19 protein-coding genes and 1 riboswitch are annotated in these 25,351 nt (G+C 45.0%); of the genes, 9 read left to right on the top strand and 10 right to left on the bottom strand.

What is annotated here, in order from left to right; genetic code table 11:
• Window positions 1-4 precede the first annotated feature (4 nt).
• Both AACQ75_RS06105 and hppD read right to left on the bottom strand, forming a co-directional pair.
• Window positions 5-1,135, bottom strand: coding sequence for a homogentisate 1,2-dioxygenase (locus AACQ75_RS06105; RefSeq protein WP_017042493.1), 1,131 nt, complete (start codon window positions 1,133-1,135; stop codon window positions 5-7).
• Complete coding sequence (gene hppD / locus AACQ75_RS06100; RefSeq protein WP_170888407.1) at window positions 1,128-2,201, bottom strand: 4-hydroxyphenylpyruvate dioxygenase; 1,074 nt, start codon at window positions 2,199-2,201, stop codon at window positions 1,128-1,130. Before hppD ends, AACQ75_RS06105 begins: the two co-directional genes overlap by 8 nt.
• Window positions 2,202-2,760: 559 nt before the next feature.
• Here hppD and AACQ75_RS06095 point away from each other — a divergent pair.
• Entirely contained in the window at window positions 2,761-3,867 is a 1,107-nt protein-coding gene (locus AACQ75_RS06095) for a M20/M25/M40 family metallo-hydrolase (RefSeq protein ID WP_170888406.1), read from the top strand.
• 68 nt (window positions 3,868-3,935) lie between these two features.
• Here AACQ75_RS06095 and AACQ75_RS06090 read toward each other — a convergent pair whose 3' ends face one another.
• Window positions 3,936-4,670 carry a hypothetical protein gene (locus AACQ75_RS06090; RefSeq protein WP_017050909.1) on the bottom strand — a complete coding sequence of 245 codons (735 nt, stop codon included), beginning with the start codon at window positions 4,668-4,670 and terminating at the stop codon, window positions 3,936-3,938.
• 19 nt (window positions 4,671-4,689) lie between these two features.
• Window positions 4,690-4,848: a hypothetical protein gene (locus AACQ75_RS06085; protein WP_010319274.1), complete on the bottom strand. Its 159-nt coding sequence runs from the start codon at window positions 4,846-4,848 to the stop codon at window positions 4,690-4,692.
• Window positions 4,849-5,206: 358 nt separating this feature from the next.
• Window positions 5,207-5,300: riboswitch (glycine riboswitch) on the top strand.
• A 123-nt stretch (window positions 5,301-5,423) separates the two neighbouring features.
• On the opposite strand from AACQ75_RS06085, the gene AACQ75_RS06080 reads away from it, so the two are divergent.
• A complete protein-coding gene (locus AACQ75_RS06080) occupies window positions 5,424-6,803 on the top strand; it encodes an alanine/glycine:cation symporter family protein (RefSeq protein ID WP_096036407.1) in 1,380 nt (459 codons plus the stop codon).
• Window positions 6,804-6,870: 67 nt separating this feature from the next.
• Here AACQ75_RS06080 and AACQ75_RS06075 read toward each other — a convergent pair whose 3' ends face one another.
• Window positions 6,871-7,509: a LysE family translocator gene (locus AACQ75_RS06075; RefSeq protein WP_170888405.1), complete on the bottom strand. Its 639-nt coding sequence runs from the start codon at window positions 7,507-7,509 to the stop codon at window positions 6,871-6,873.
• Between the two features lie 220 nt (window positions 7,510-7,729).
• On the opposite strand from AACQ75_RS06075, the gene AACQ75_RS06070 reads away from it, so the two are divergent.
• On the top strand, window positions 7,730-9,211 hold the full coding sequence (locus tag AACQ75_RS06070; protein WP_170888404.1) for a carboxypeptidase M32: 1,482 nt from the start codon (window positions 7,730-7,732) through the stop codon (window positions 9,209-9,211).
• 72 nt (window positions 9,212-9,283) lie between these two features.
• Here AACQ75_RS06070 and AACQ75_RS06065 read toward each other — a convergent pair whose 3' ends face one another.
• On the bottom strand, window positions 9,284-10,687 hold the full coding sequence (locus AACQ75_RS06065) for an MDR family MFS transporter (protein WP_170888403.1): 1,404 nt from the start codon (window positions 10,685-10,687) through the stop codon (window positions 9,284-9,286).
• 98 nt (window positions 10,688-10,785) lie between these two features.
• Between AACQ75_RS06065 and AACQ75_RS06060 the strand changes: the two genes are divergently transcribed.
• Window positions 10,786-11,697, top strand: coding sequence for a LysR family transcriptional regulator (locus AACQ75_RS06060; RefSeq protein WP_013856811.1), 912 nt, complete (start codon window positions 10,786-10,788; stop codon window positions 11,695-11,697).
• A gap of 89 nt (window positions 11,698-11,786) precedes the next feature.
• Here AACQ75_RS06060 and AACQ75_RS06055 read toward each other — a convergent pair whose 3' ends face one another.
• Together AACQ75_RS06055 and hrpA are read right to left on the bottom strand one after the other, a co-directional pair.
• Window positions 11,787-12,269, bottom strand: a complete 483-nt coding sequence (locus AACQ75_RS06055) for a porin family protein (RefSeq protein WP_013856810.1) — start codon at window positions 12,267-12,269, stop codon at window positions 11,787-11,789.
• Between the two features lie 103 nt (window positions 12,270-12,372).
• Window positions 12,373-16,308, bottom strand: a complete 3,936-nt coding sequence (hrpA, locus tag AACQ75_RS06050; protein WP_170888402.1) for an ATP-dependent RNA helicase HrpA — start codon at window positions 16,306-16,308, stop codon at window positions 12,373-12,375.
• A 240-nt stretch (window positions 16,309-16,548) separates the two neighbouring features.
• Here hrpA and AACQ75_RS06045 point away from each other — a divergent pair, with 240 nt between their 5' ends.
• Complete coding sequence (locus AACQ75_RS06045; RefSeq protein ID WP_088732475.1) at window positions 16,549-16,953, top strand: hypothetical protein; 405 nt, start codon at window positions 16,549-16,551, stop codon at window positions 16,951-16,953.
• A gap of 84 nt (window positions 16,954-17,037) precedes the next feature.
• The gene (locus AACQ75_RS06040) at window positions 17,038-17,481 is read left to right on the top strand and encodes a tellurite resistance TerB family protein (RefSeq protein WP_170888401.1); all 444 of its coding nucleotides are present in this window, start codon (window positions 17,038-17,040) and stop codon (window positions 17,479-17,481) included.
• A 6-nt stretch (window positions 17,482-17,487) separates the two neighbouring features.
• Here AACQ75_RS06040 and AACQ75_RS06035 read toward each other — a convergent pair whose 3' ends face one another.
• The gene (locus AACQ75_RS06035; RefSeq protein ID WP_017050534.1) at window positions 17,488-18,018 is read right to left on the bottom strand and encodes a 3'-5' exonuclease; all 531 of its coding nucleotides are present in this window, start codon (window positions 18,016-18,018) and stop codon (window positions 17,488-17,490) included.
• Between the two features lie 94 nt (window positions 18,019-18,112).
• Window positions 18,113-19,636 carry a sensor domain-containing diguanylate cyclase gene (locus AACQ75_RS06030; protein WP_170888400.1) on the bottom strand — a complete coding sequence of 508 codons (1,524 nt, stop codon included), beginning with the start codon at window positions 19,634-19,636 and terminating at the stop codon, window positions 18,113-18,115.
• A 322-nt stretch (window positions 19,637-19,958) separates the two neighbouring features.
• Between AACQ75_RS06030 and AACQ75_RS06025 the strand changes: the two genes are divergently transcribed.
• The 3 genes from AACQ75_RS06025 to AACQ75_RS06015 are packed head-to-tail and all read left to right on the top strand — an operon-like array spanning window position 19,959 to window position 25,342.
• A complete protein-coding gene (locus AACQ75_RS06025; protein WP_026028849.1) occupies window positions 19,959-20,591 on the top strand; it encodes a DUF2760 domain-containing protein in 633 nt (210 codons plus the stop codon).
• Window positions 20,591-22,489, top strand: a complete 1,899-nt coding sequence (locus AACQ75_RS06020; RefSeq protein ID WP_170888399.1) for an Hsp70 family protein — start codon at window positions 20,591-20,593, stop codon at window positions 22,487-22,489. Before AACQ75_RS06025 ends, AACQ75_RS06020 begins: the two co-directional genes overlap by 1 nt.
• Window positions 22,490-22,537: 48 nt before the next feature.
• Window positions 22,538-25,342, top strand: a complete 2,805-nt coding sequence (locus tag AACQ75_RS06015) for an Hsp70 family protein (protein ID WP_170888398.1) — start codon at window positions 22,538-22,540, stop codon at window positions 25,340-25,342.
• Window positions 25,343-25,351 lie beyond the last annotated feature (9 nt).

Below are 25,351 nucleotides of genomic sequence, written 5' to 3'. Positions count from 1 at the left end.
TCGTTTATTCGCTCTTCCAACTGTAGACGTACTGTTGATTTTCAACCTGCTGCGCCGCCTCACTAAAGTGTAATGCATGCCGCGTATCAATCATCACTGCCACTTCATCGGTAAATTTTTTCTTATGCTCTTGCCCAGCTTGGAACGCTTTCGGATGTGGGCCATGGGTAAACCCGGCAGGATGAAAAGTGACCATGCCAGCTTCAATATTATCGCGGCTAAAGAAATCACCCGCATGGTAGAAGAGCACTTCATCGTAATCATCATTGTTATGATAAAACGGAACCTTTAAAGCGCCGGGGTCACTCTCAATCGGCCGAGGCACAAAGGTGCAGACCACAAAACCTTGGCCAACAAAGGTTGTGTGAGCGGAGGGCGGCAAATGATAGCGATGCGACATCAACGGCCGAATGTCTCGCCAGTTGAGTTTCACCACAGAAAGATCACCGTGCCAACCTACTGCATCCAATGGGTTAAATGGATAAGTAATGACGCTGATTTTCTCATGACGTTTTAAATGAACTTGGGTGGTCTTTTCTGAATACTGCGCTTTAAACTCTGGATTAATCGACGGGACTTGCAAAACCGCAGGATCGAATATGGCGTGGTTCCCTACTAGCCCTTTTTCTGGCAAAGCATACGCCGCATCCGTATTCTCTATCATTAGAATGAACATCGGCTCACTTGGCTCCAGCCGCCAATTGGTTGAGCGCGGGATCAACACATAATCCCCTTGTGAAACGCTCAAATGCCCGTAATCGCAATAAAAATCAGCGCTTCCTTGATGAATAAAAAGTAACTCATCCCCATCGGCGTTACGCACTAAATGATCCATCGCTTGAGCCAGCTTCCATACTCGGACTTTACATTGTGCATTATGCAATAGATGCGGCACGCTCCATGGTGAACTTTGCTTGGCTTGCTCGATCAAATTAAAATTAAAGGCTCTCGGCCTTAACTCACCTTGCCATTCACTCCACCCAGTCGGTGCATGTTGGTGATGGAAATGGGCCGCAGGGCCAAAAAAACCACTGCGCCCTGCTTCTCTTTCATAGATAGCCTCTTGCGGGAAGTCGGCATGAGCTTGGTTTGAACATACCCCTTCCCGATGAGGAAATGTGATCCATTTATGCATCGCTGAGTACTCCTCGCCGAATTTGATCTTTTTCAATCGACTCAAATAACGCTTTGAAATTACCTTCCCCGAACCCTTCATTACCTTTACGTTGAATGATCTCAAAAAAGACTGGGCCAATGACGGTTTGAGTAAATATTTGCAGCAAAATTCCATCTTTCATCGGTGCGCCATCAATCAGGATCCGCAGCGCTTTTAACTGATCAACATCTTCTTGATGCCCTTCAACTCGATCACTGACTTTTTCGTAGTAAGTATCCGGTGTCGGCATGAAATCCATCCCTCGTTCGCGCAGAGTACGTACCGTCTGATAGATATCATCAGTGGATAAAGCGATGTGTTGGATCCCCTCACCATTGTATTCACGAATAAACTCTTCTATTTGTGATTTATCGTCAGACGATTCATTGATTGGGATGCGAATTTTGCCGCAAGGCGCTGTCATTGCGCGGCTAACTAACCCAGTTAGCTTCCCTTCAATATCAAAATAGCGAATTTCACGGAAGTTACCAATCCGCTCATAAAAGCCAGACCAAACGTTCATATGACCTTGTTTAACGTTATGCGTTAAGTGGTCAATTTCGAACAAGCCAACATTGGCGTCGGTCATTCGTTGATTAGCATCGGCATAGAACTTGAAATCCACATCATAAATGCTCTGGCTACCATAACGATCGACAAAATAGAGCAAGCTATCACCAATTCCATAAATCGCAGGAATACTCAGTTCCATTGGGCCAATTTGTGTTTTGTATTCTCGCCCGCCATTTGCCTGCACATGCTGCATGGCGACAGATGCATCATGAACGCGAAACGCCATCCCACACACTGAAGGTCCATGCACTTTGGCAAACGCTGCAGCTTGGCTATGGGGTTGAGAGTTAACGATAAAATTAATATCCCCTTGACGATATAACCACGCCTCTTTTGAGCGGTGCTTGGCTATCTCAGCAAAGCCAAGAGAAGTAAACAGCTCTTTTAACTGCGCGATTCCAGCGGGATCAGCCGCGGTGTACTCCACAAATTCAAAACCGTCTGTTCCCAATGGGTTAAATGTTGAGGTCATCTCGCGCTCCTTTTTTGTTAACGCTTGTGTTGAGTATTGCGAACATGGCGTAATTTTCAGCAAAAATGAACCCTATAACGAAAAACGGTTTAGCGGAGAACAAATAGTGTCGATGTAATTAAAATGTTACACAAATCTATTAATGAGCAGTAGGATAGTAAATTAGCGAATTTCACAGAGATGATTTATTTTTATTACACTGAATATTAAGCGCTTTTTCTTAATCGGCCACGTTAATCACAAGTCAATCATAACCAGTTGCTCAGTAAAGCGAATAGCACGGCGTAACATTTTAGCTACATTTATTAAAAGCCGACACTGCCTCCGGCAAAAAACACACAATCGGGCGAGGTGTTAGGCGCACATGATTTTTATATGCCGAGCTACACGAACAAAACATTAGGCCAATACAGGTGAATCATTAAGTTTAAAACAATAGTCATTGGCTATATATAAGCGAAAAATTCGGTTATTTTGTCGTGCTTCTTTGATTTATCGCAGAACATCGCGTCATCCACACGCGATATGGTATGGCTTCTGTTTCCTACGAGATAACAAAATGACCATGATAAATGAACAGCGCTTGGTTGAGCACTTTCTACAACTAATTCAAATTGACAGCGAATCGGGTAACGAAAAACAGATTGCAGAAACGCTGTCTGAACAATTGGGTGAGCTCGGTTTTTCAGTCCAAAAACTGCCCGTACCTGAACATGTTTCCAATGGCTTTAACCTTTATGCTCGCCTAGCAGGACAACTCGATGACAGTGTCGTACTGAGCTGTCACATGGATACCGTCAAACCGGGGATTGGTATCACACCCGTCATTGAAAATGGCGTCATTCGCTCTAACGGTGAAACCATTTTGGGCGGCGATGACAAATCGGGTATTGCGGCCATTATGGAGGCGATCCGAACGATTAAAGCGCAAAAACAACCTCATAAAACCATTGAAATTGCATTCACCGTCCATGAAGAAGGCGCGCTACAAGGCTCCAAACACTTTGATATGTCTCATATTCAATCGGCTAAGGCGATTGTGCTCGACACTGGTGGTCCAATAGGAACCATTGTTAAAGCAGCCCCAGGGCAGCAAAAAATCATCGTTAATATCAAAGGCAAACCCGCACACGCAGGCCTTGCCCCTGAAGAAGGTATTAGCGCTATCGCCGTCGCGGCCGATGCGATTACCCAAATGAAATTGCTGCGTATTGATGAGGAAACCACGGCGAATATCGGCCTTGTTCATGGCGGTGGCGCAACGAATATCGTCATGCCTGATCTTAGAATTGTCGCTGAAGCCCGCTCATTGAATGATGATAAGTTGAGCCTACAAGTTGAACATATGGTGTCAACATTTCAGGCCGCGGCGCACAAGCATGGCGCGCAGGTTGAGATTGAATCTACTCGTGCTTACAACGCCTTTGTATTGGATGAAGAGCATCCGCATATCGCTGCGATCAAAAAGAGCTTTGAATCGGTTGGGATTGCACCAAAAACCAAACGTACTGGTGGAGGCAGTGATGCAAACAACTTTAACGAAAAAGGATTAGTGACCGTCAATTTGTCAACGGGTATGGCGAAAGTTCACACCACAGAAGAGTATATTGCGATCAGTGATATGGTGAAGATTGCAGAATTCCTAACAACGTATTTGACCGAATAAGCCTTACGATAAAACAGGCCTCATTTTCGCGAGGCCTGCTAAAGAAACATTGGTGGGATTGGTATAAATTATAAGCCTATATTTTCCGTTAACGCTTTGATTTGTTCTAAATCCATGCGGTGAACTTGGATCATCTGATCGATTTGGCTAATTCTTGAATTCGCTTCATCTTGCTTATCACATGCGTCTGATTTTGCATCCCACGACTTACCTTCTAAGTAGACATCACAATCGGTTTTGAGCGTTTTGAGCTTCGGTACTAAACTTTCTTTCTCTTTTTGCAGCGCTTCTAACTCTTGCTTAATTTTCAATTCACGTTGGAACAGTTCGCGTGAACGTTCAAAAATCGTTGCCTGCATATCGGCTTGCCGATTTAATTTAGAATTTTTGTTCTCAACTTGCGCTAGTGCATTTTCCTGTGTATTGAGTTTCGCTTGCAGCGCTTTATTTTCTGCCATTAACGCTTGGTATTGGCTTTGCGCTTGATCCAGCTCTTGCTGATACTGCTTTTGTTGCTCTTCTAATGCTTGTTGAAGTTTATTTGCTACTTCAGCGTCGACACTGGCGACTTTTAATTGCACTTTTTCAGCTAATTGGCTTTTATCTTGGGTGAGCTGTTCATATTTTTCTTCTAGCTGATGGTATGTTTTTTGCCAGTTATTCGTGGTGATACTTGAACCGATTAAGCCACCTAATGCTAACCCCAACACCCCTGCTAACGCGATGTAGACGTAGGTGCGTTTGTCTCGTTCTTCAATCACTACGACATCGTCTTGTGCATCAATGTCCGTCTGTTTGTTCACTCTTTCGCTCCTATCTATCTCAGCGAGTTAATTCAGTAATCACAATTGAGGCAGCATAAATGACAAAAGCAGTGAGTAAAGAAACCACCACCCCTTTTTGCAACTTTTCGTTGGTACGATAACGAATAAAAATAAAAGCAATGGCGATCAATAAAATAATGGTGATGAGTCGTGTCATTAGCCTATCCTCTCACGTAGTGTATATCATTTATAACACGCGATAAGTCAGAAAAAAGTAGAACAATCGACAACAAGCGTAAAGTTTTCCCCCCTCATCCTACGTTTACGTCTATAAATGGTTAACAAACCACCAAACGGCAGCAAATTGAGATCAAAAGCACAATTTTTCTTGTCTTGAAAAACGCTTTATGTAACATATCTCGCCTTGATGGTAAGCGCACTTATCATCAGTTCCGATGAAGACTGCAGGAGAGTAGCCTTAGTTTATTCAAAGTATGAGTAAACAGGCTCGCCGAAGAAGTAAATCTTTCAGGTGCTAATGCTCTCTCTTATGAGAGCTGGCGAGGACTGTAGTTGGAGGAACCTCTGGAGAGAACCGTTTAATCGGTCGCCGAAGGAGCAAACCCTATTTGGGGTGAAACTCTCAGGCAAAAGGACAGAGGAGTGGAAAGTTACAATCATAAATAGGTGTGGTTTCTTCACCACCGGCCTGCTGTGATCTTTTTGTGGGATCTTTTCAGATTACTGCCCTTTCCCTCTTCTCCTTAACTGTCGTTTTATTAAGGGGAACTAATGAACAACCTGCAATCTATTCTTGAATCTATAGACAACTTTGTCTGGGGACCACCACTTTTAATTTTATTGGTCGGTACAGGCATCTATTTTACGTTTCGTCTCGGTCTTATCCAATTTCGACATTTGCCTACCGCACTTAAGATGGTGTTTAGTAAAGACAAAGACGCCGGTAAACAAGGCGATGTATCAAGTTTTGCCGCCTTATGTACCGCACTTTCCGCGACGATTGGAACCGGTAATATCGTTGGCGTAGCGACAGCGATTAAGCTCGGTGGGCCGGGCGCGCTATTTTGGATGTGGTTAGCCGCGCTGTTTGGTATGGCGACCAAATACGCTGAATGTTTACTGGCAGTAAAGTATCGTCAAGTGGATGACAAAGGCCAAATGGTTGGTGGCCCGATGTATTACCTGCAATATGGCGTGGGCTCGCGAACTTTGGCGGTTTTATTCGCCCTATTTGCCATCGGTGTCGCTTGTTTCGGCATCGGTACATTCCCACAAGTCAACGCGATTTTAGATGCTACTGAAATCTCTTTTGGTGTGTCACGCGAAATATCAGCAGTGGTTCTAACGCTGTTAGTCGCATTTGTCACGGTCGGTGGTATTCAATCAATTGCTAAAGTGGCTGGGAAAGTGGTACCTGCCATGGCCCTTTTTTACATCCTTGCGTGTTTGAGTGTGATCATCAGCAACAGCGATCAATTACTCACGGCCATCAGTTTAGTTATTACTTCTGCCTTCACTTCCACAGCCGCTACTGGTGGTTTCTTAGGAGCGAGCATCATGCTAGCGATTCAATCAGGGATTGCGCGCGGTGTATTTTCTAATGAATCTGGTCTTGGCAGCGCGCCAATGGCCGCGGCGGCAGCGAAAACTGACTCTTGCGTAAAACAAGGGTTGATTTCAATGACTGGTACTTTCTTTGACACCATCATTATTTGCACCATGACCGGGCTTGCGCTGATCTTAACTGGCGCATGGCAAAGTGATTTTTCTGGCGCCGCTATGACAACCTATGCATTTGCCGTAGGCTTAAATGCGCAAACCTTGGGCCCAATGATGGTCTCCATTGGTTTGATGTTTTTTGCTTTTACGACGATTTTAGGCTGGAACTATTACGGTGAACGCTGCGTGGTGTTTTTGTTTGGCACCAAAGCAGTAATGCCTTATAAGCTGATTTTTATCGGTTTGGTGGCATCAGGTGCGTTCTTGCACCTTGATATGATTTGGATTATTGCTGATATCGTTAACGGTTTAATGGCTATCCCTAATCTGATCGGATTAATCGCATTACGTCATATTGTGCTTGAAGAGACCAAGCTATTTTTTGAAAAACAGTCAGCGCCTTTTACCCGTGGTGCTCAAACCCAACATTAATCGTTTGCCAGCCGATAAGCATGTGGCAATGCTTATCGGCAACTTTAGGCGACTAAAGAGCAACTTCTTAAGCCGCTTCATCTTCTAGTAGCAATTTCACCCCAAGCGCGACTAGCACAACGCCTGTTGTCCCTTCCATCCATTTCATAAACGACGCATTTTTGAGTAAGTTTTTTGCAAAACTCAATGCGCCCGCTAAACCGCACTGCCAGCACATAGCGATAACAAAATGAATGGCAGCCATCAAAAGCGATTGCAACAACGGAGAATATTCTGGGTTAATAAATTGCGGCAAAAATGCGAGATAAAATACTGCCGTTTTAGGGTTCAACACATTGGAAAGAAAGCCTTCACGCAATGACCGCTTCAGCGTAAATTCACTGTGTGAAATCGCCGTAACCTGCATACCTTGGCTACTTTTCAGCAACGCTTTTAAGCTGGATAGTCCCAGCCAAATTAAATACGCCGCACCAATCATTTTAACCACATGAAACAGCTCGGCCGATTGTGCCAAAATCGCCGAAATACCAACGGCGGAAAAGGTCGCATGCACAAATAGCCCCATGCAAATACCCAAACTTGTTATGCTGCCGTCAGTGAACCCTGCTCGTGATGTGTTACGAATCACCAGTGCCGTATCTAGCCCTGGAGTTAGCGTTAATATAGTAATTGCGATCAGAAAGGCTTCAACGTTTTGGATATACATACCCGTCCTTGTATAAAAGAAATGTCATCGTTTGCCTTTTTATACCTGAGCTCTTTTATAAAGTCTTTAACAGTTTTCACTGGATAAGAAAATAATGAAATACTCACAGCTTTGTCGGTTTGGGTCACGCTCTTTCACCTTGATTGCCTTGGATAGCCTTGGTTAGACACTTAATGGTTGCTACACTTACTTCTCTTTTACGTCACGGAAGGCTAATTCCATGGATGCATTCAATCAATTAGTTCAACATTCTAAGAAAATTTCACATTTCAATCATTTAGCGGCTATTTGTGGCTGGGATCAAGCCGCAGTAATGCCTGCTGGCGGCGCTCAAGCTCGCTCGGAAGCGATGGCGCACTTGTCCGTTCATATTCATAGTTTACATACTCAACCTCAATTGGCTGAATGGTTTGATAAAGCACAAAATGGGCCATTGGACGATGAGCAAAAAGCAACTCTGCGTGAACTCAAACGCCACTGGCAGCAGGCAAACGTACTGCCTGAAGCTTTGGTGCAAGCGAAATCTCTTGCTGGTTCAAAGTGTGAACATGCTTGGCGTACCCAACGCAAAAACAATGATTGGGTCGGTTTTGAGAAAAACTGGGCTGAGGTGGTCACACTCTCACAGCAAGAAGCGCAGATCCGCGCTGATGCTACAGGTTTAACGCCTTATGATGCGATGCTCGATCTTTACGAACCGGGTACAACAACTCAATCATTGGACGCTGTTTTCAGCGATGTTAAAACTTGGCTGCCAACGTTAATCGATCAAGTCATAGAGAAGCAACGCGCCGAAGAGATAATCATACCGACTGGCCATTACCCTGCTGAAAAGCAAAAGGCGCTAGGCTTAGAAGTCATGAAACTGCTTCAGTTTGATTTTGAACACGGTCGCCTTGATGAAAGCGTTCACCCTTTTTGTGGCGGTGTTCCAACCGATGTTCGGATCACCACTCGTTATAATGAGTTGGAGTTTATTCAGTCTCTAATGGGCATTGTCCATGAAACGGGCCACGCACGTTATGAGCAAGGCTTGCCTAAACATCTTGCTGGTACACCAGCAGGAGAAGCGCGTTCGATGGGTATTCATGAATCTCAATCGCTCTTTTTTGAAATGCAGATGGGGCGCAGTGAACCCTTTATTGAGCACTTAGCCACCCTAGCCGCCCGCTATTTTTCAGGTAGTGAAGATAAAGTATTTGCACAAGCGAATTTCCAGAAGATCTACACTCGCGCTGAAAAAGGCTTTATTCGTGTCGATGCCGACGAGTTGACTTATCCAGCGCACGTCATTTTACGTTATGAAATTGAACGTGATTTGATCAATGGTCATATCAAACATACCGATGTGCCTGAGCTATGGGATCACAAAATGCAGGCTTACCTCGGCCTTTCTACCCAAGGAAATGACCAAAACGGCTGTATGCAAGACATCCACTGGACAGATGGCGCTTTCGGATATTTTCCAAGTTATACACTTGGCGCGATGTACGCTGCGCAGTTTATGGCAGCTATGAAGAAAACGGTGGATGTTGATGCCGCCATTCGCAGTGGCAATTTATCACCAATATTTACTTGGCTTGCCGATAATATTTGGCGAAAAGGTAGCCTATTAACAACCGATGAATTAGTGAAACAAGCAACTGGGGATGTGCTTAACGCTCAATATTTCCAAGACCACCTAAAGAATAGATACCTTTAGCGCCAAACTTAAAAAGCAGCTTAAATCGCTGCTTTTTTTACACTTAGTTAACGCTCAATAACACGCAGGAATTCATGATGAACTTTTCATCAATGCATCTTTACGCAAGCGCCATACTGTCAGTAACATCGCCAGTAATGCTAGTACGCTCATGCCAATATAAACCAAGCTAAAACCTTGTGATAATACCTGAGTGGAAACGCCGGCCTGCTCGGCACCGTGTTCAGCAACCATGACTTCGCTTGGCACTCTCAGATAAAAGAGCGCAGAACAGAACGCAACACCGAGTGCACCGCCGAGTTCTCGTCCAAAATTAAACAGTGACATGCCAATGCCGCGATCACGTGCGGGTAAGACACTTTGTACGACAACGCCTAAGGCCGGTAAGGTTAAACCAATACCTATACCCGCAAAACCCAATGCAAATTTCACCCACATATCGTAATGAACTTGCCACAATGCAGCCATAGCCAAAGCAAAACCGACGCTCACTAACATCTTATAACGGCCAAACTTCGCGATGAGCTTCCCACCCACATAAGCGCCAGAGGTAATACAGACCATGAAGATCACCATAATCGCACCACTTTCTGACGGAGTGAGTCCTTTTTGCCACTGAAACTGCAGCGGCAAATAAACCAAAAGCGCAAACATCAGCATTTGCGATCCCATAATAAGAACAATCGCGGTCAGATAATTCGGAAGACGTGCTAAACGCGCCGGTAAAATAGGATCACTCACTCTGCGTTCAACAACCACCAAAGCAACTAAACACGCCAGTAATGCAAACGCCCCCCAGCCAGTAGGGATAAATGAATGTGAAGAAAGTAATAACAGCAGCAAAGTCGTCGCACTCATGAGTAACGCTGCTCCCACCCAATCAAAGCGACTATCTCTGCGTTTATTGAGATGCTTCAAATAGCGGTTAACCATGTAAAGTGTCACCAACCCTAACGGTAAATTAATACCGAATACCCACCGCCAACTGAGGTAGTCAGCAAAATAGCCGCCAAGCAGTGGCCCTGCAATACTGGACACCGCATAAACCGCTGAAATATAACCTTGGTACTTGCCCACTTCGCGCGCAGGAATTGAATCGGCGATAACGGTAAATGCCAGAGCTATTAAGCCTCCACCGCCAATCCCTTGAATCACACGAGCACCAATTAAACTGGGTAGATCAAAAGCAAAGGTACACAGCGCGGAACCCAACATAAAGATCACGATACTGACATTTAGCATCCGAACTCGTCCGAACAAGTCGCTCAGTTTACCGTAGACGGGCAATACAGCGGTCGATGCTAATAGATAAGCAGTAATCACCCATGTTAATGCTTGTCCTGCCGAGAGATCTTGCCCAATAAGAGCCAATGGAGTGGTAACGATGCTTTTTTCAAGCGAGCCTAAAGCGATGACTAAAGCAACGCTGGCAAAAATAATTTTCGGATTAGCTGAATAAGTTGAATCGGTAGGCATGTGCCCCTCATATGAACTTGATTAGAATGCGCGACCGACACGATAACGTAATAGTGCACATCCTAAAATAGGATAGAATGGGATGGCTTATTGCATAAATGGGATTAATGATGAAACTTGATGATTTATCACTCTTTTTAACGGTAGTGAAATGTGGCAATTTTACGCTGGCAGCAAAACAAAAAGCCTTGTCCACCAGCACGTTGAGCCGCAGAATTCAGCAGTTGGAGCAAGATATTGGCAGCATTCTACTGATCAGAAACAGTAAAGAAGTGGTACTAACGAAAGAAGGCGAGCATTTGTTTGAAACCTATGCCAACCTATTTAGCCAAATAGAAGATAAACAAGCACAAGCTTTAAAAGCCAAACAAGAGTTTAGAGGCGAGATCGTCATTAACGCGCCAATCCTACCCATTCGGCATCAGCTAAGTCCATTAGCACTGGAATTTTGTCAGCAACATCCTAAAGTCAACATTCGTATTCAAGTCGGTGCAGGGCTGGATTATCATACCCAGCACGACCTTGATATAGCGCTACGTTTTGGTCCACAACCTCAATCCGATTGGGTTGCGCGCAAACTAGCTAATAACCCTTCCGTGTTGTGCACAAGCCCTGACTACTCGGCCTCTTTGCTGCTAAAACATCCAGAGCAATTACTTTCTCTGCCACTACTCACTTTAAATACCAAACAAGCGTGGATATTTGAACATCAGCAAAGCAAAGAACGTTTTCAATTTATCCCTCAGGCACGTATTAGTTCTGAGGAAATTGATACGATTTTACAAGCCACATTCATGAATATGGGTATTGCAAGGTTACCTAAAGGATTAATTGATAAGGAGTTAGAGGAGAAACGATTAGTGCCATTATTGCCTAATTGGCAGATTGAAGGAGCGGATGTTTATTTGCTGCACCCTCAGAGACGTTTTCTTCCTGAGCGAACTCAGGCATTTATTGACTACATCATCAATCACTGGTCGCGCTTTGCTTTCAGTTACTGGCGTACTTGAGAATGTACACCACACCATACTGCTCAAATAAAAAACCACTTCTTGCTACTAACGAGCAAGAAGTGGTTGAAAGCGATTGAGTGACTAGATTAAAGAAAGTGGAAGGTCGCGTTGAATGAAACCGTACCAATATCGTCATCGCCCAGAGTGTAATTCATGTAACTTGCACCAACTGAAATGGGCCCCATCAGGAAGTATTCAGCGCCTACACCGTACATGATGTCAAAACCATCATCTATTTTATTGCTGTTTAATTTTTTATCCCAAGAATGCAAACCACCCTTGGCATACACATGCAGAGGGCCAAAATCAATGCTTGGCTTTACCGCAAAATAAACAGAAGAGGCCGCGATTTCATTCGTGGCACTGACTTCAAATTTGCCATGGTCGGTGTAACCCGCTTCGAGGCCAATCAGAGGAAGAATACCCGTACCGGCATGAATGTTGTACGAAGTACCGCTTTTACCATTCAAATCCGATTGGCCTACCGATGCGCCGCCATAAATCCAAGAGTCAGCAAACGCCATTGAAGATGTACTGATCAGCGCCAGTGCGATTAAAGTCTTTTTCATGATGAACCTTCTTTATTTAATTTGGCAGTGGCCTCAAAACGGCGACCGATTGCCACATAGCGTCAAATTATAGTGAACTGTTGGTTAGATGCAAATCTTATACCTAACAAGCATCAATCGCATTTTTTATACGTTTATCTGAAACTGGATAAGGAGTGCCAAGTTGCTGAGCAAATAAACTCACGCGAAGCTCTTCAATCATCCAACGGATCTCTTTAACATTTTCAGGTACTTCTGCACCACGAGGTATCTTGTTTAGTAGCGCTTTGTAATCATTGGTTACCGCTTCAATTTTCAACATGTGCAAACGATCCTTATTTGGATCAATGGGTAACTTCTCCATCCGACGTTCAATCGCGCGCATGTAACGCAGAATATCCGGCAAACGCTTCCAGCCGCATTCGGTGGCAAAGCCTTTAAAGATCAAACCTTCGATCTGCGCTTTGATATCCGATAACGCAAAGGCCATCGTAAAATCGATTTTCCCTTTCAGCTTTTTATTAATGTTGAATGCCGTGGTAAGAATCGTCTCCACTTGTTGGGCGATATCGACCACAGTATCGCCCAATTCAGCACGCACAAACTCTTTCAGTGCCTCAAACTGCTCCGGCTCCCACACTAAACCGCCTTGCTGCTCAATTAACTTATCAATCCCACAAGCAATACAGTCATCAATCAGGTCTAGTACTTTGCCATACGGGTTAAAGTAGAGCCCCAATTTTGACTTGTTCGGTAAATTGGTGTGCAGATATTTAATCGGTGAAGGAACGTTCAGCAAAATCAGACGCCTTTGCCCTGCTTTCATTGTATTGAGTTGTTCTTGCTCAGTCTCAAAAAGCTTAATTTCAACACTTTCTTTACTATCCACTAACGCTGGATAGGCTTTAACCTCGAAACCGCCGCGCTTTTGTTGGTACACTTTCGGTAATTCACCAAAGCTCCACGTATGCAAACCTTGCTGTTCAATATCATCGTCTGCCACTTGAGAGAGTGTTTCTTGTACTTTCTCTTTCAAACTCTCTTTCAGCTGATATAAATCTTTATGCTCATTGAGTTTGCGATTTTTATGATCCACCGCGCGAAAAGTGATTTTTAAATGATCCGGAACTTGCTCTAACTTCCAATCTTCACGCTTCACCTCGACGCCCGTCATGCGTCTTAACTCTTTTTCCATCGCATCCAATAAAGGCAATTCCATCGGTGTGACACGAGCTAAAAACGCATCCGCATAGTTAGGTGCTGGTACAAAGTTTTTGCGCAGTGTTTTAGGCAAAGACTTGATGAGGCTGACAACCAATTCATGACGTAACCCGGGGATCTGCCAATCAAACCCTGTCGGCTCAATTTGATTTAGGATCGGCAATGGCAAATGTACCGTGACACCGTCACTATCCACGCCAGGTTCAAATTGATAGCTGAGCTTCAGCTTAATACCATTTTGATGCCAAAAGTTGGGATAATCTAAATCAGTGATGTGGCTAGCATCACCTTTAAATAGCATCTCTTTTTCAAAGTTGAGTAGATCTGGGGTGGCTTTGCTGGCTTTTCGCCACCACGCATCAAAATGACGCCCAGAGGCCACATCCGTTGCGACTCGCTGATCGTAGAACTCGAAAAGCTGTTCATCATCAATCAAAATATCGCGGCGGCGAGATTTATGCTCAAGCTCCTCGACTTCAAGTAATAAGCGACGGTTTTGCTTGAAAAACGCATGTTTGGTTTCCCAATCACCTTCAACTAATGCGCTGCGAATGAAAATCTCACGACATAGTGGCTCGTCAATGGTGCTGTAGTTAATCAAACGTTTAGGCACAATAGGAATGCCATATAACATCACTTTTTCATAGGCCATGACGGCGGCTTGTTTTTTTGACCAATGCGGTTCGCTGTAGCTACGCTTGATCAAATGCTGTGCCAGCGGTTCCACCCATTCAGGCTGGATTTTAGCTGCAATACGCCCCCACAGTTTAGAGGTTTCCACCAATTCGGCGACCATCACCCACTTGGGCTGCTTTTTAAACAGACCAGAAGCGGGAAAGATATTAAAGCGGGCGTTACGAGCCCCTTGGTATTCATTTTTCTCTTGGTCTTTGATACCGATGTGCGACAGTAAACCAACCAAAATTGCACTGTGGATACTTTGGTAATTGCCCGGTTCGTCGTTCAATTTGTAATCCATTTCACGCATCGATTGGTGAATTTGGAAGTAGACATCCTGCCATTCGCGTACCCGCAAATAATTGAGGTAATCTTGTTTACACTGCTTACGAAATTGGCTGCTGCTTAACGCTTTTTGCTCAGTTTGAATGTGGTTCCACAAATTCACTAGACTCAGGAAATCGGACTCTTCATCAAAAAATCGGCGATGTTTCTCATCTGAGGCTTGTTGTTTATCTGATGGGCGTTCACGTGGGTCTTGAATCGAAAGTGCAGCGGCAATCACCATCAGCTCTTTTACGCAGCCAAGCTTTGGCGCTTCGAGCACCATACGCGCCAAACGGGGATCAATCGGCAAGCGTGCTAATTTGCGCCCCATATCCGTCAACTGCTTTTTGCTGTCGTGACCGTGTTTATTGGTATCAGGAAGAATCGCACCAAGCTCTTCAAGCAAACGCACACCATCTTGAATGTTGCGTTTATCCGGCGCTTCCACAAATGGGAATGCTTCAATATCACCCAGCCCAAGTGCGGTCATTTGTAAAATAACCGAGGCTAAGTTGGTACGCAGTATTTCCGGATCGGTAAATTCTGGGCGTGAAAGAAAATCCTCTTCGGAATAGAGGCGTATGCAGATCCCTTCTTCAACACGGCCACAACGTCCTTTACGCTGATTTGCACTCGCTTGAGAAATTGGTTCAATCGGCAAACGTTGGACTTTGGTGCGGTAGCTATAACGGCTGATACGCGCCGTACCTGGGTCAATGACATATTTGATCCCCGGAACGGTAAGGGATGTTTCTGCCACGTTGGTGGCTAAAACAATGCGCCGCCCTATATGGGGCTGAAAGATTTTATTCTGCTCACCGGCGGATAATCGTGCATAAAGCGGCACAATTTCAGTATCACGTAAGTTACGTTTACTGAGCGCATCGGCCGTATCACGAATTTCTCGCTCGCCATTCATGAAGATCAGAATATCGCCAAGCCCTTCAGCGCAAAGCTCATCGACGGCTTCAAAAATACCTTCCAGCTGATCGCGGTCCTCATCCTCTTCGCCAAGCAGTGGTCGATAACGCGTATCGACCGGATAAGTACGACCCGACACTTCAATGATAGGCGCGCCACTAAAATGGTTAGAGAAGCGTTCAGGATCGATGGTGGCCGAAGTAATGATGACTTTGAGATCCGGACGACGCGGCAGCAGTTCTTTCAAATAACCTAAGATAAAATCGATATTTAAGCTGCGCTCATGCGCTTCATCGATAATGATGGTGTCGTACTGATTGAGAAAACGATCATGCTGGATTTCAGCCAACAATATCCCGTCAGTCATCAATTTGATCTGAGTCTGCTCGGAAATTTGATCGTTAAAACGAACTTTATAGCCAACAAAGCCACCCAGTTCTGTTTCCATCTCTTGCGCTATTCGGCTCGCGACCGAACGCGCAGCAAGGCGACGGGGCTGAGTATGGCCAATCAGGCCATATTTACCGCGCCCAAGTTCTGCGCAAATTTTGGGTAACTGAGTCGTTTTGCCTGACCCTGTTTCACCCGCCACAATTACCACTTGGTTTTCAGCAATCGCTTTGGCGATATCATCGCGTTTTTGGCTTACGGGCAATAAATCAGGGTAGTCGATGGTAACGCGGTTGTTGAAACGCTGCTGCGCCACCATCATTGACTGAGCAATATCGAGCGCAATTTGATCAAAAACGGCATGTTTGGCTTGCTCATTTTTTATTTTGCTCGCACCAGAGATGCGTTTACTCAGACGAAAACGATCACGCATCATGCATTCTTTCAATGCATTGCGCAGAGATGCCGCACTGTTGCTGCTAGCGTTCATTGACTTGTGTTGATTGGGCTGTGACGAGGTCAAAGCATTTCCTATTCATTTCATTACATAAAACTGAGCGGATTGTAGCATAATCAACGCGCCTGCAATCAGTTATCCTTTCACAAACGGCGAGCATTTATTCGCTTCCTCCTCGATTCCGGTATGTTTTGCCATCGTTCGTATGATTAAGCGATTTAAAATTGGGCAATCGGATCAGGATTTCTTATGTTTATAAGAAAATCGCCGCTACAATAGCGACATGATTACTGAAACGATAAAACTGTGAAAGCATCTGAACTGAAACACATACTCGATTCACTACCCGATAACACCGATCCAGAATTGGTGATGGGTGAGGCTTGGTTGCCTGAACGTCTTATTGACACACAATTGGACGGCCATTTTCTGTTTCTGGAGTTTGATAATGCGCCCGAGGAAGGTGAAGGAGAGGAAGAAGGTCGCGGTTTTGTTGAACATGAGATTGCCATGATACGGCGACGCTTTGAAGAAATTTTGCTAGAAAAAGCGGACAATAAATCCAAAGCCGATGCCATGTTAGCGCTTTTCCTGATGGGGCATGAATACTCAAGTTCAGAAGTCATTGAAATACTAGAAGACCCTAGCGTTCCTCAAGATCCGAATGATTTTTATCACGAGAGCGATGAAGATGAATCTCGTGATATTTAGAATCTCACTTTATTCTGACTTGTGTTTTGCTCAATACGCCACTATTTAAACAATAATGACTCGAAATTTTCAGTAGGTTTTTTTATGTTTAATGCCATTACATCGCTATTCAAGCAACTCTTGGACGGAGAAGATTTAGGCCAGCGCTCCAACACTAACCCCAACCTAGCGATTGCTTGTTTGCTCAGAGAAGTGGCAGGAGCCGATCATCAAATTGACACACGAGAAAATGACGCTAAGTTTCAATTAGTTAAACGACTATTAGCGTTAGATGATACAGAAACCACGGAACTGCTCATTCGGGCAGAACAAAGCGTCAAACAGTCAGCTTCATTGTATGATTTCACTTCACAATTACGCGAGCTCTCACAAGATACGCGATATGAACTTATCAAGGCGATGTGGCAAGTGGCGCACGCGGACGGTGAGATAGACCCACTCGAAGAGGCGGTGATCCGCAAAGTGGCAGAATTATTGTATGTCGACCACAGTGAATTTATCCGCGCTAAACTTTCCGCTCAAAAATAGAGCGGATTACAACATCGTTAACGCCAATTTCGCAAGGTTGTAGGCATCAACATAAGCGGAGTGCTGTCGCCCTTCCCACTCAATGCCTTGCGCTTCTTGTGCGGCGCGGTGACCAATACGTTTTTCTTTCATTCTCTGCTGAATACGGTAAAGCGTTGCTAGGTTGATGAACTCGCTAAAAGGCATAACGATCCCCTTCTGCTCACACTCTTTAGCTAAAATTTGGTCATCACGCCCCCACGAAACATAAATCTTATTTGGGCCGCCAAAGTTCTTAACCATTGATTGAATGACACCTGCGAGTGATCGCCCCTGTTTTTCAATTTTACGCGGAGTTATCCCGGTTAACTCACTACAAAACAGCGAAATTTCGTCTTGCTCTGGCCTGACATAATATTGAGCACGCTTCACAATCGTGCCCAATTGCACATCAATTTCAGCTAAACCCACTTCAATGATTTCACCCGTTGTCCCAACCCCATTTTCATTCCAGCAGCACATTTCTAAATCGAAGCAGACAACTCGGTTATAGTTCATTGTTCAGGCGTATCCTTTAAATATAAGTAGTCAAAGAACGTTATCTTACTCGACTCCTCTCAAAAACTCGACTCTCGCCCTTTCGTTCGGACAGTTATTGGGCGATTGAAACTCGGTTGCGACCATTTTCTTTGCTTTCGTATAACTTACTGTCTGCCAAATGTAATAAAGACTCTTGATCATAAGTATGATTGATCGCCGCCCCAATACTGAGCGTGCAATACAGCACCTCATCCATAAACTCATATCCGGTTGATTCAACAGCCGCTCGTAACGTTTCTAGATAACACTGCAAAGGTTGAAGTTCTGACAATTCACAAATAATGCAAAATTCGTCCCCACCTAACCGAGCTAAAACATCATTATTTCCCATATGACGTGAAATAACCGTTGCGATATGTATTAGCATCTCATCGCCTGCAATGTGGCTATGGTTGTCATTAATCAGTTTAAAATCATCGACATCAAACATTACCAACGAAAAAGCTTTTTTCTGTAAGACGTTCTCTTGCAGTAAACGTCCGAATGCACGTCGGTTATACAACCCAGTCAAACTATCGTGGTCCGCTAAAAAGCGCAGTTCTTCAGTACGTTCTTCTAGCATCTCGCTAAGATGAAGTTTTTCTCTCATCAACAAATAGACAACATAACCTAACAAGATCGAAATAATTAAACCACCGACGCTGAGCGCTACTAAAATCCACTGTATGTTGCTCGCTATTGGTTCTGAGAACTTAAAATCAATTTTCCAATCACGGTTAGGCAGAGATAAGCGTTTCTCTATTTCGATGCCTTTAATAGAATCCCAATCTGGGCTTTGGAATAGAATCGGATCATCTTCGGCATCAAATCCGAGATCGGTTACTTTCATATACAATCGATGATCGGACGCCGTGCGGCTCACCAATCCATCAAAATAAGTAGAGAGTCGAATAACACCCACTACCACACCAATCATTTCCTGTTTGTTGTAGCTAAAAACGGGATGATATACCAATAATCCATCCTTTTTGTGGTGTGCTTCTATGCCATCTTGCAATAGGCGGACCTTATCGGATATAGCAGGTAGCCCCGTACTCTCAATATGTGCAGCAATTCTTTGAAAGCGAGGGCGTAGCGAATAGAAGCCGAGCAATTCAAGGTTACTTTTGGTTTGAGGATAAATATCACTCAGAACATAAACGGGTTGTTCATTCTCTTCAGAAAATCCAATCACCTTTTGAGCCGCTTTAGGTACTGTAAATAACTCAAATTGAGGCAAACGATCCCTCATTAATGTTACAAATTCGTCAGCATCATCTTTTGTTACTTTCGCTAACCATTGCAAACCGATAAGGCTGTAGGATGTTGACATAACCCCATGGGCAAAAACGTCAAATCCTTGCACACTCCCCCCCTCGGTAGCATGCAAAAAATTGGCAGCCGAACCAATAAAACTGACATCATTTGCAACCAACGTGTCTAATATGCTTGCTTGATGCTCGGCGTGGCTATCAAACAACATGACAATATGATTCTTTTGATTAATGTAGAGTAATGAGATGACTGACGCTGTCATCATTAAGGTAATAATTGAAATACATAAAGGATAGATCACCTTTTTGTCGCTCTCGAACATAACAGCCTCTCCGTGACTCAGGACTCAGGACTCAGGACTCAGGACTCAGGACTCAGGACTCAAATTACTCTTATAAAAGTAGGTAAATCAATAGCCAGTCACCAATTTATTAACCAATTAATCTTAAAGTTGAACCAGAATAGAGAATTAATGATTGATACTGCTCAAAACGCAAGCAATCACTTTAGCTTAAACGTGATGATGCGGACTTTCTATCCTGTATTCGCCTTGAATATGGTAAGCTGCGCCCCTATTTTTAAGTCTATTCACCGTAGGCTCACGAGAATTCCCACGCCTACTTCATTGTGTAAAGAGAATTGTGATGAACTTCGATTTAAATATGATCCCTACCACCTTTGATATGCTGCATGCTGGGCTAAGTGCATCAAGCCTTTTGCTACTTCTCATTGTGGTATCACGCAAATCAAAAGTCGTTGAGAAAGTTGTTGAAAAACCTGTCGAGAAAATTGTCGAAGTCGAAAAGCCGGTTGAAACGATTGTTGAAGTCGAAAAAATCGTAGAAGTAGAAAAAGTGATTGAGCGCGTAGTTGAAGTCGAATCTAAATTAGCGACAGCGCCAACCGATTCCGCCCTACAACTTTTGTCGTTAATGCAGCAAGAAGCTCGTCTGATTGACTTCTTAAATGAAGATGTCACCGCCTTTTCAGATGAGGAAGTTGGAGCCGCGGCGCGCGTGATCCACGCCGGTGGTAAAAAAGTTCTACAAGATTACATTCAGCTCACGCCCATTCGCGGCGAAGATGAAGAGAGTCGAATTACCATTGAAGCTGGTTTCAACCCGCAAGAAGTTCGCTTAACGGGTAATGTGACGGGTTCAGCACCCTTTAATGGCACCTTAGTCCATAAAGGCTGGAAAGCAACAGCTATCACTTTGCCTAAATTGGCTGAACAGTATGATGCTTCAATCATCGCCCCTGCCGAGGTTGAATTGTAATGGAACAGACAGCGCCAAAATTTAGTATTGGTATTGACTTAGGCACAACACATTGCGTGCTCTCTTATGTTGATACACAGGATGAAAACGCTCGCGTTTCAGTAATGAGCATCCCTCAACTTACCGCGCCCGGTACGGTTGAAAGCCGTCATCAATTAGGCTCGTTTTTATACCAGCCTCATGAACATGAGATGAGCCCTGCCGCACGCGTTTTGCCTTGGTCGGCCGAGCCAAAAGCCTTAGTCGGAGCCATTGCGCGCAACCTTGGCAGTAAGACACCGATTCGTTTAGTCGCCAGTGCCAAATCATGGCTATGTCATGGTGGCATCAATCGACGTGATGCATTTTTACCCGTGGGTAGCAGCGATGAAGTGGAAAAGATCTCGCCATTAAAAGCCACTGAGTATTATCTAGAGCATTTAAAAAGCGCTTGGGATCACGCTCACCCTAACTTCCCCTTAGCCACACAAGATGTCACGTTAACAGTACCCGCTTCATTTGATCCAGCCGCCCGAGATTTAACCGCTGAAGCAGCACGCAACGTTGGTTTTGAGCAATTAACGCTGCTTGAAGAGCCACAAGCGGCTTTATACAGTTGGATAGATAATAGCCACGATGCGTGGCGCGATGAAGTCAAGGTGGGTGACATTGTTCTCGTGGTTGATATTGGTGGGGGAACCACTGATTTATCCTTAGTGGAAGTGACTGAAGACGCTGGTAACTTAACGCTCAATCGGATTGCGGTTGGTGAGCACATTTTGCTCGGCGGCGACAACATGGACCTTGCCCTTGCTTACCGTTTAAAAATGAAATTGGTGCAAGAAGGTAAAGAATTAGCCCCTTGGCAAGTGCAAGCAATGACGCACGCTTGCCGAGATGCCAAAGAGGCGCTTCTTAATGACAGTGCCCTAAATTCCGTACCGATTGTGGTACCAAGTCGCGGTTCAAAACTACTCGGTACAACGCTTAAAACCGAATTGACTCAACAAGAAGTGCAACAAACCTTGGTCGATGGTTTTTTCCCACAAGTAAATATCACTGATCATCCCGTACAAAAAGCACGTGGCGCATTAACGCAAATGGGCCTTCCCTACGCGCAAGACGCTGGAATTACCCGCCATATCGCCGCGTTTTTGGCAAAACAAGCCCATGCAATGGGTGGCGACATATCCGCTCTAGAAAAATCCGCTCTGAATGATAACCCATTTGCTGGCATGCCCGGTATGGGCGAAGCTCCGGAGATGGATTTTATCAAACCGACCGCCATCTTACTAAACGGTGGCGTGTTAAAATCCGATTTATTAGCAAACCGTCTTCTCAGCACGATTAATGCTTGGTTGAGCACTGTGGGAGCACCACAGATGAAGCGCTTAACAGGCTTAGACCTTGATTTAGCCGTCGCATGTGGCGCAGCGTATTACGGCGCAGTTCGTCGTGGACAAGGTGTGCGTATTCGCGGTGGCATTGCCTCGAGTTATTACGTCGGTATTGAAAGTGCTATGCCTGCCATTCCGGGGATCGCACCGCCGATGGAAGCCTTGTGCGTCGCTCCATTTGGCATGGAAGAAGGAAGCAGTGTCAGCGTACCAAGCCAAGAGTTTGGATTGGTCATTGGTGAGCCTGTACATTTTCAATTCTTTGGTTCAACAATACGCCGCGATGACGAAGCTGGCATGCACTTAGATTATTGGGCTCCAGAAGAACTTGTAGAGCTGCCCGAGATCCACGTCACCTTGCCTGTTTCTGAAGGACGTCGACAAGGCGAAGTCGTTCCGGTTCACTTAGCCTCAACGATCACAGAACTCGGGACACTTCACTTAGAAGCCATTGCGACCGACAACGGCCAAACATGGCACGTTGAGTTCGATGTGCGTGAAGATCCTCAAGTCACTCAATAATCCCCACACGGCATCTTCGGATGCCGTTTTTGAAATTCAGGAGCCTCCATGTCTTCTCCTCGCTTTCTCGTCGGTATCGATTTAGGCACCACCAATACTGTGGTGGCATTTTGTGAAATCACCGAATCGTTAGAAGACTCACCCGTGCATCTTTTTGAGGTCGACCAATTGATTGGCCCCGGTGAAGTGGTTCGAAAACCACTCCTTCCGTCATTTCGTTATCACCCAGCCGACGGACAGATCGCACCTGATGCCCTATCGCTCCCTTGGCAAATTGAACCGATTATGGGCGATAGCAAAGAAGTAATTATTGGCCAATGGGCAAGAGATTTAGGTGCAAAAGTAGAAGGGCGACAAGTATCCAGCGCGAAAAGTTGGCTCTCCCACCAAGGGGTTGATCGCAAGCAAGCCATCTTACCGTGGGCAGGCGCTCACGATGTGGCGAAAGTTTCCCCTGTGATTGCCAGCGCCAGTTATCTCAATCACATCCGGCAAGCATGGAACTACCGTCATCCAAGTCATCGACTTGAAGATCAAAATGTCATTATCACCGTACCGGCATCATTTGATGAAACGGCTCGTAAGCTCACCATCGAAGCTGCAACGCTGGCGGGGTTAAGCTCAATTGTACTACTTGAAGAGCCACAAGCCGTTTGCTATGACTGGTACGCACGTCACCGCCATTGTGCCTCACAGCAACTGCAATCACTCCCTTTGATCTTGGTTTGTGATGTGGGCGGTGGTACGACAGACCTCAGTTTAATTGAAGCGAAACACAGCGCAGACAACCAACTTTCTCTTGACCGAATTGGCGTGGGTGATCACTTAATGCTCGGAGGTGACAACCTTGATTTAGCATTAGCTCATCTAGCTGAGCAACGCTTTGACGGTTCGAAAAAATTAACCGCCGCCAGTTTGAGCAAACTAATTCAGCAAACTCGCCAAGTAAAAGAGCAGCTCCTATCAAACCAAGCCCCAGAGCAGCTAAAAATTACGCTCCTTGGCAGTGGGTCAAAGCTATTAGGCGCAGCAAAAAGCATTTCCCTGACGAAACAAGAGGTACATGAGATTGCACTGGAAGGCTTTTTCCCACTTTGCTCGGTACAAGAACGTCCAAATAAACGCCGCAGTGCAGTAGTGGAATTCGGTTTGCCCTACGCAGCCGACCCTGCCGTGAGTAAACACATTGCTGAATTTTTAGCTGAACACCAAGCCGTTTCTCGCCTTGCGCTCAAGCAAGAGTCAAACGCAACGGCCATTCCAGTTGGATTACTACTTAATGGCGGCGTATTTAATAGTGAGCTTATCACAAAGCGCATCACTCAATTGTTGACCGATTGGCGAGGTTCGCCGATCACCCTGCTTGATAATCCTCACCCTGATTGGGCAGTCGCACTCGGTGCTGTCGCGTATGGTAAAGCTCGCCAAGGTGCACAGCTTAAAATCGGCGGTGGATCGGCACGCTCTTATTTTTTACACCTGCCTGAAAAAAACAGTGCGGGACATGCTCTGTGTGTCTTGGCTAAAGGCACCGAAGAAGGACAAGAGATACGCTTAACCAGCCGTCGATTTTCACTGACGTTAGGTGAACCCGTACGCTTCAACATCCTGACCTCGACTCACGATATGTTTGCTGATCGCCGCGTTCAAAATGGTCTGTTATTGGCTGTTGAACATGAGCTTTTTACGCCACTGCCTCCTTATATAACGGCGTTAAAAGGAAATGATGATGCTCTATTGCATGCTAACCAAAAGCAACGGGTGGAAGTTCAACTGGCTTGTCAATTAACTGAAGTCGGCACGCTCAAGATTGAATGTGTCAGTATTGAGGACGAAAAAAACCGATGGCAACTTGAGTTTGAAGTTCGCAAGCACAGTGAGTCAGACAGTGAAATCCAACGTCATCCTCGCTTGTCAGAGGCGATTTCGCTCATCACACACCTTTATAGTGGCAATAAAAAAGCCTCTGATAACAAAGCCATTAAAACGCTTGGCAAAGATTTAGATAAGCTTTTAGGGCCACGTGATGAATGGGATTTCGCCACGCTACGACCGCTCTTTGATGCATTTTCTCAAGGCCGTAAACGTCGACGTCGCTCAGAGCAACACGAGAAAAACTGGTTGCGTCTGGCTGGATTTGCCCTGCGACCAGGATTTGGCGATCCAACTGATCCTTGGCGTATGGAACAAATGTGGAATCTGTATCAACAAGGTATTCAATTCCAAAATCATCAAGGCTGGAGCGATTGGTGGGTATTTTGGCGGCGTGTGGCTGGCGGACTGAGTCAAGAGCAACAAGAAACGATTCTAGCGGATATCGCTAAGTATCTTCACCCTAGCGCAATCAAAAATCCAAAATCAGCTCAAGAAGCGCACGACAAAGGGTACGAAGCCATGGTACGGCTTGCCGCTTCGCTGGAACATCTAGAAGTGGAAGATAAAGTATTACTTGCAACGTGGTTTTTGAACAAAGCGATTAATAAAACTCAATGTGAACAAGCACACTGGTGGGCCGTTGGGCGGTTAACCTCTCGGACGCTACTGTATGGTAGTCAACATTCAGTCATCCCAAGAGCGCAAGTGGAACAATGGTTACCGAAGTTGCTTGATCAAAACTGGCAAAAAGAACCGATGATTGCCTTTGCCGCGGTAATGATGTGTCGCAAGACAGGAGATCGTCTTTTTGATATTAGCAATGATGTTCGTCAGCTCGTTTTAGCCAAGATAAAGCAAAGTAAGGTTCCAGAAACTTGGTTTACTTTGGTGAATGAAGTGCATGACCTGTCTGACACAGAATCCAAACGTGTCTTCGGTGATACTCTGCCAAGTGGGTTGATACTGCTTAAAAAATGAATCGACCTA

Origin of the sequence: Vibrio sp. B1-2 (assembly GCF_963888445.1) — a bacterium.
GTDB classification, from domain to species: Bacteria; Pseudomonadota; Gammaproteobacteria; order Enterobacterales; family Vibrionaceae; genus Vibrio; species Vibrio anguillarum.
The sequence above is the reverse complement of the archived record's forward strand: the minus strand, read 5'-3'. Positions and strand labels throughout refer to the sequence as shown.

Coding starts and splice junctions, on each gene's coding strand:
- AACQ75_RS06095 (WP_170888406.1), top strand. CDS start 2,761: ATGACCATGATAAATGAACAGCGCTTGGTTGAGCACTTTCTACAACTA.
- AACQ75_RS06085 (WP_010319274.1), bottom strand. CDS start 4,848: ATGACACGACTCATCACCATTATTTTATTGATCGCCATTGCTTTTATT.
- AACQ75_RS06105 (WP_017042493.1), bottom strand. CDS start 1,135: ATGCATAAATGGATCACATTTCCTCATCGGGAAGGGGTATGTTCAAAC.
- AACQ75_RS06055 (WP_013856810.1), bottom strand. CDS start 12,269: ATGAAAAAGACTTTAATCGCACTGGCGCTGATCAGTACATCTTCAATG.
- AACQ75_RS06070 (WP_170888404.1), top strand. CDS start 7,730: ATGGATGCATTCAATCAATTAGTTCAACATTCTAAGAAAATTTCACAT.
- AACQ75_RS06020 (WP_170888399.1), top strand. CDS start 20,591: ATGGAACAGACAGCGCCAAAATTTAGTATTGGTATTGACTTAGGCACA.
- AACQ75_RS06035 (WP_017050534.1), bottom strand. CDS start 18,018: ATGAACTATAACCGAGTTGTCTGCTTCGATTTAGAAATGTGCTGCTGG.
- AACQ75_RS06025 (WP_026028849.1), top strand. CDS start 19,959: ATGAACTTCGATTTAAATATGATCCCTACCACCTTTGATATGCTGCAT.
- AACQ75_RS06080 (WP_096036407.1), top strand. CDS start 5,424: ATGAACAACCTGCAATCTATTCTTGAATCTATAGACAACTTTGTCTGG.
- AACQ75_RS06065 (WP_170888403.1), bottom strand. CDS start 10,687: ATGCCTACCGATTCAACTTATTCAGCTAATCCGAAAATTATTTTTGCC.
- AACQ75_RS06040 (WP_170888401.1), top strand. CDS start 17,038: ATGTTTAATGCCATTACATCGCTATTCAAGCAACTCTTGGACGGAGAA.
- AACQ75_RS06030 (WP_170888400.1), bottom strand. CDS start 19,636: ATGTTCGAGAGCGACAAAAAGGTGATCTATCCTTTATGTATTTCAATT.
- AACQ75_RS06075 (WP_170888405.1), bottom strand. CDS start 7,509: ATGTATATCCAAAACGTTGAAGCCTTTCTGATCGCAATTACTATATTA.
- AACQ75_RS06015 (WP_170888398.1), top strand. CDS start 22,538: ATGTCTTCTCCTCGCTTTCTCGTCGGTATCGATTTAGGCACCACCAAT.
- AACQ75_RS06060 (WP_013856811.1), top strand. CDS start 10,786: ATGGGATTAATGATGAAACTTGATGATTTATCACTCTTTTTAACGGTA.
- hppD (WP_170888407.1), bottom strand. CDS start 2,201: ATGACCTCAACATTTAACCCATTGGGAACAGACGGTTTTGAATTTGTG.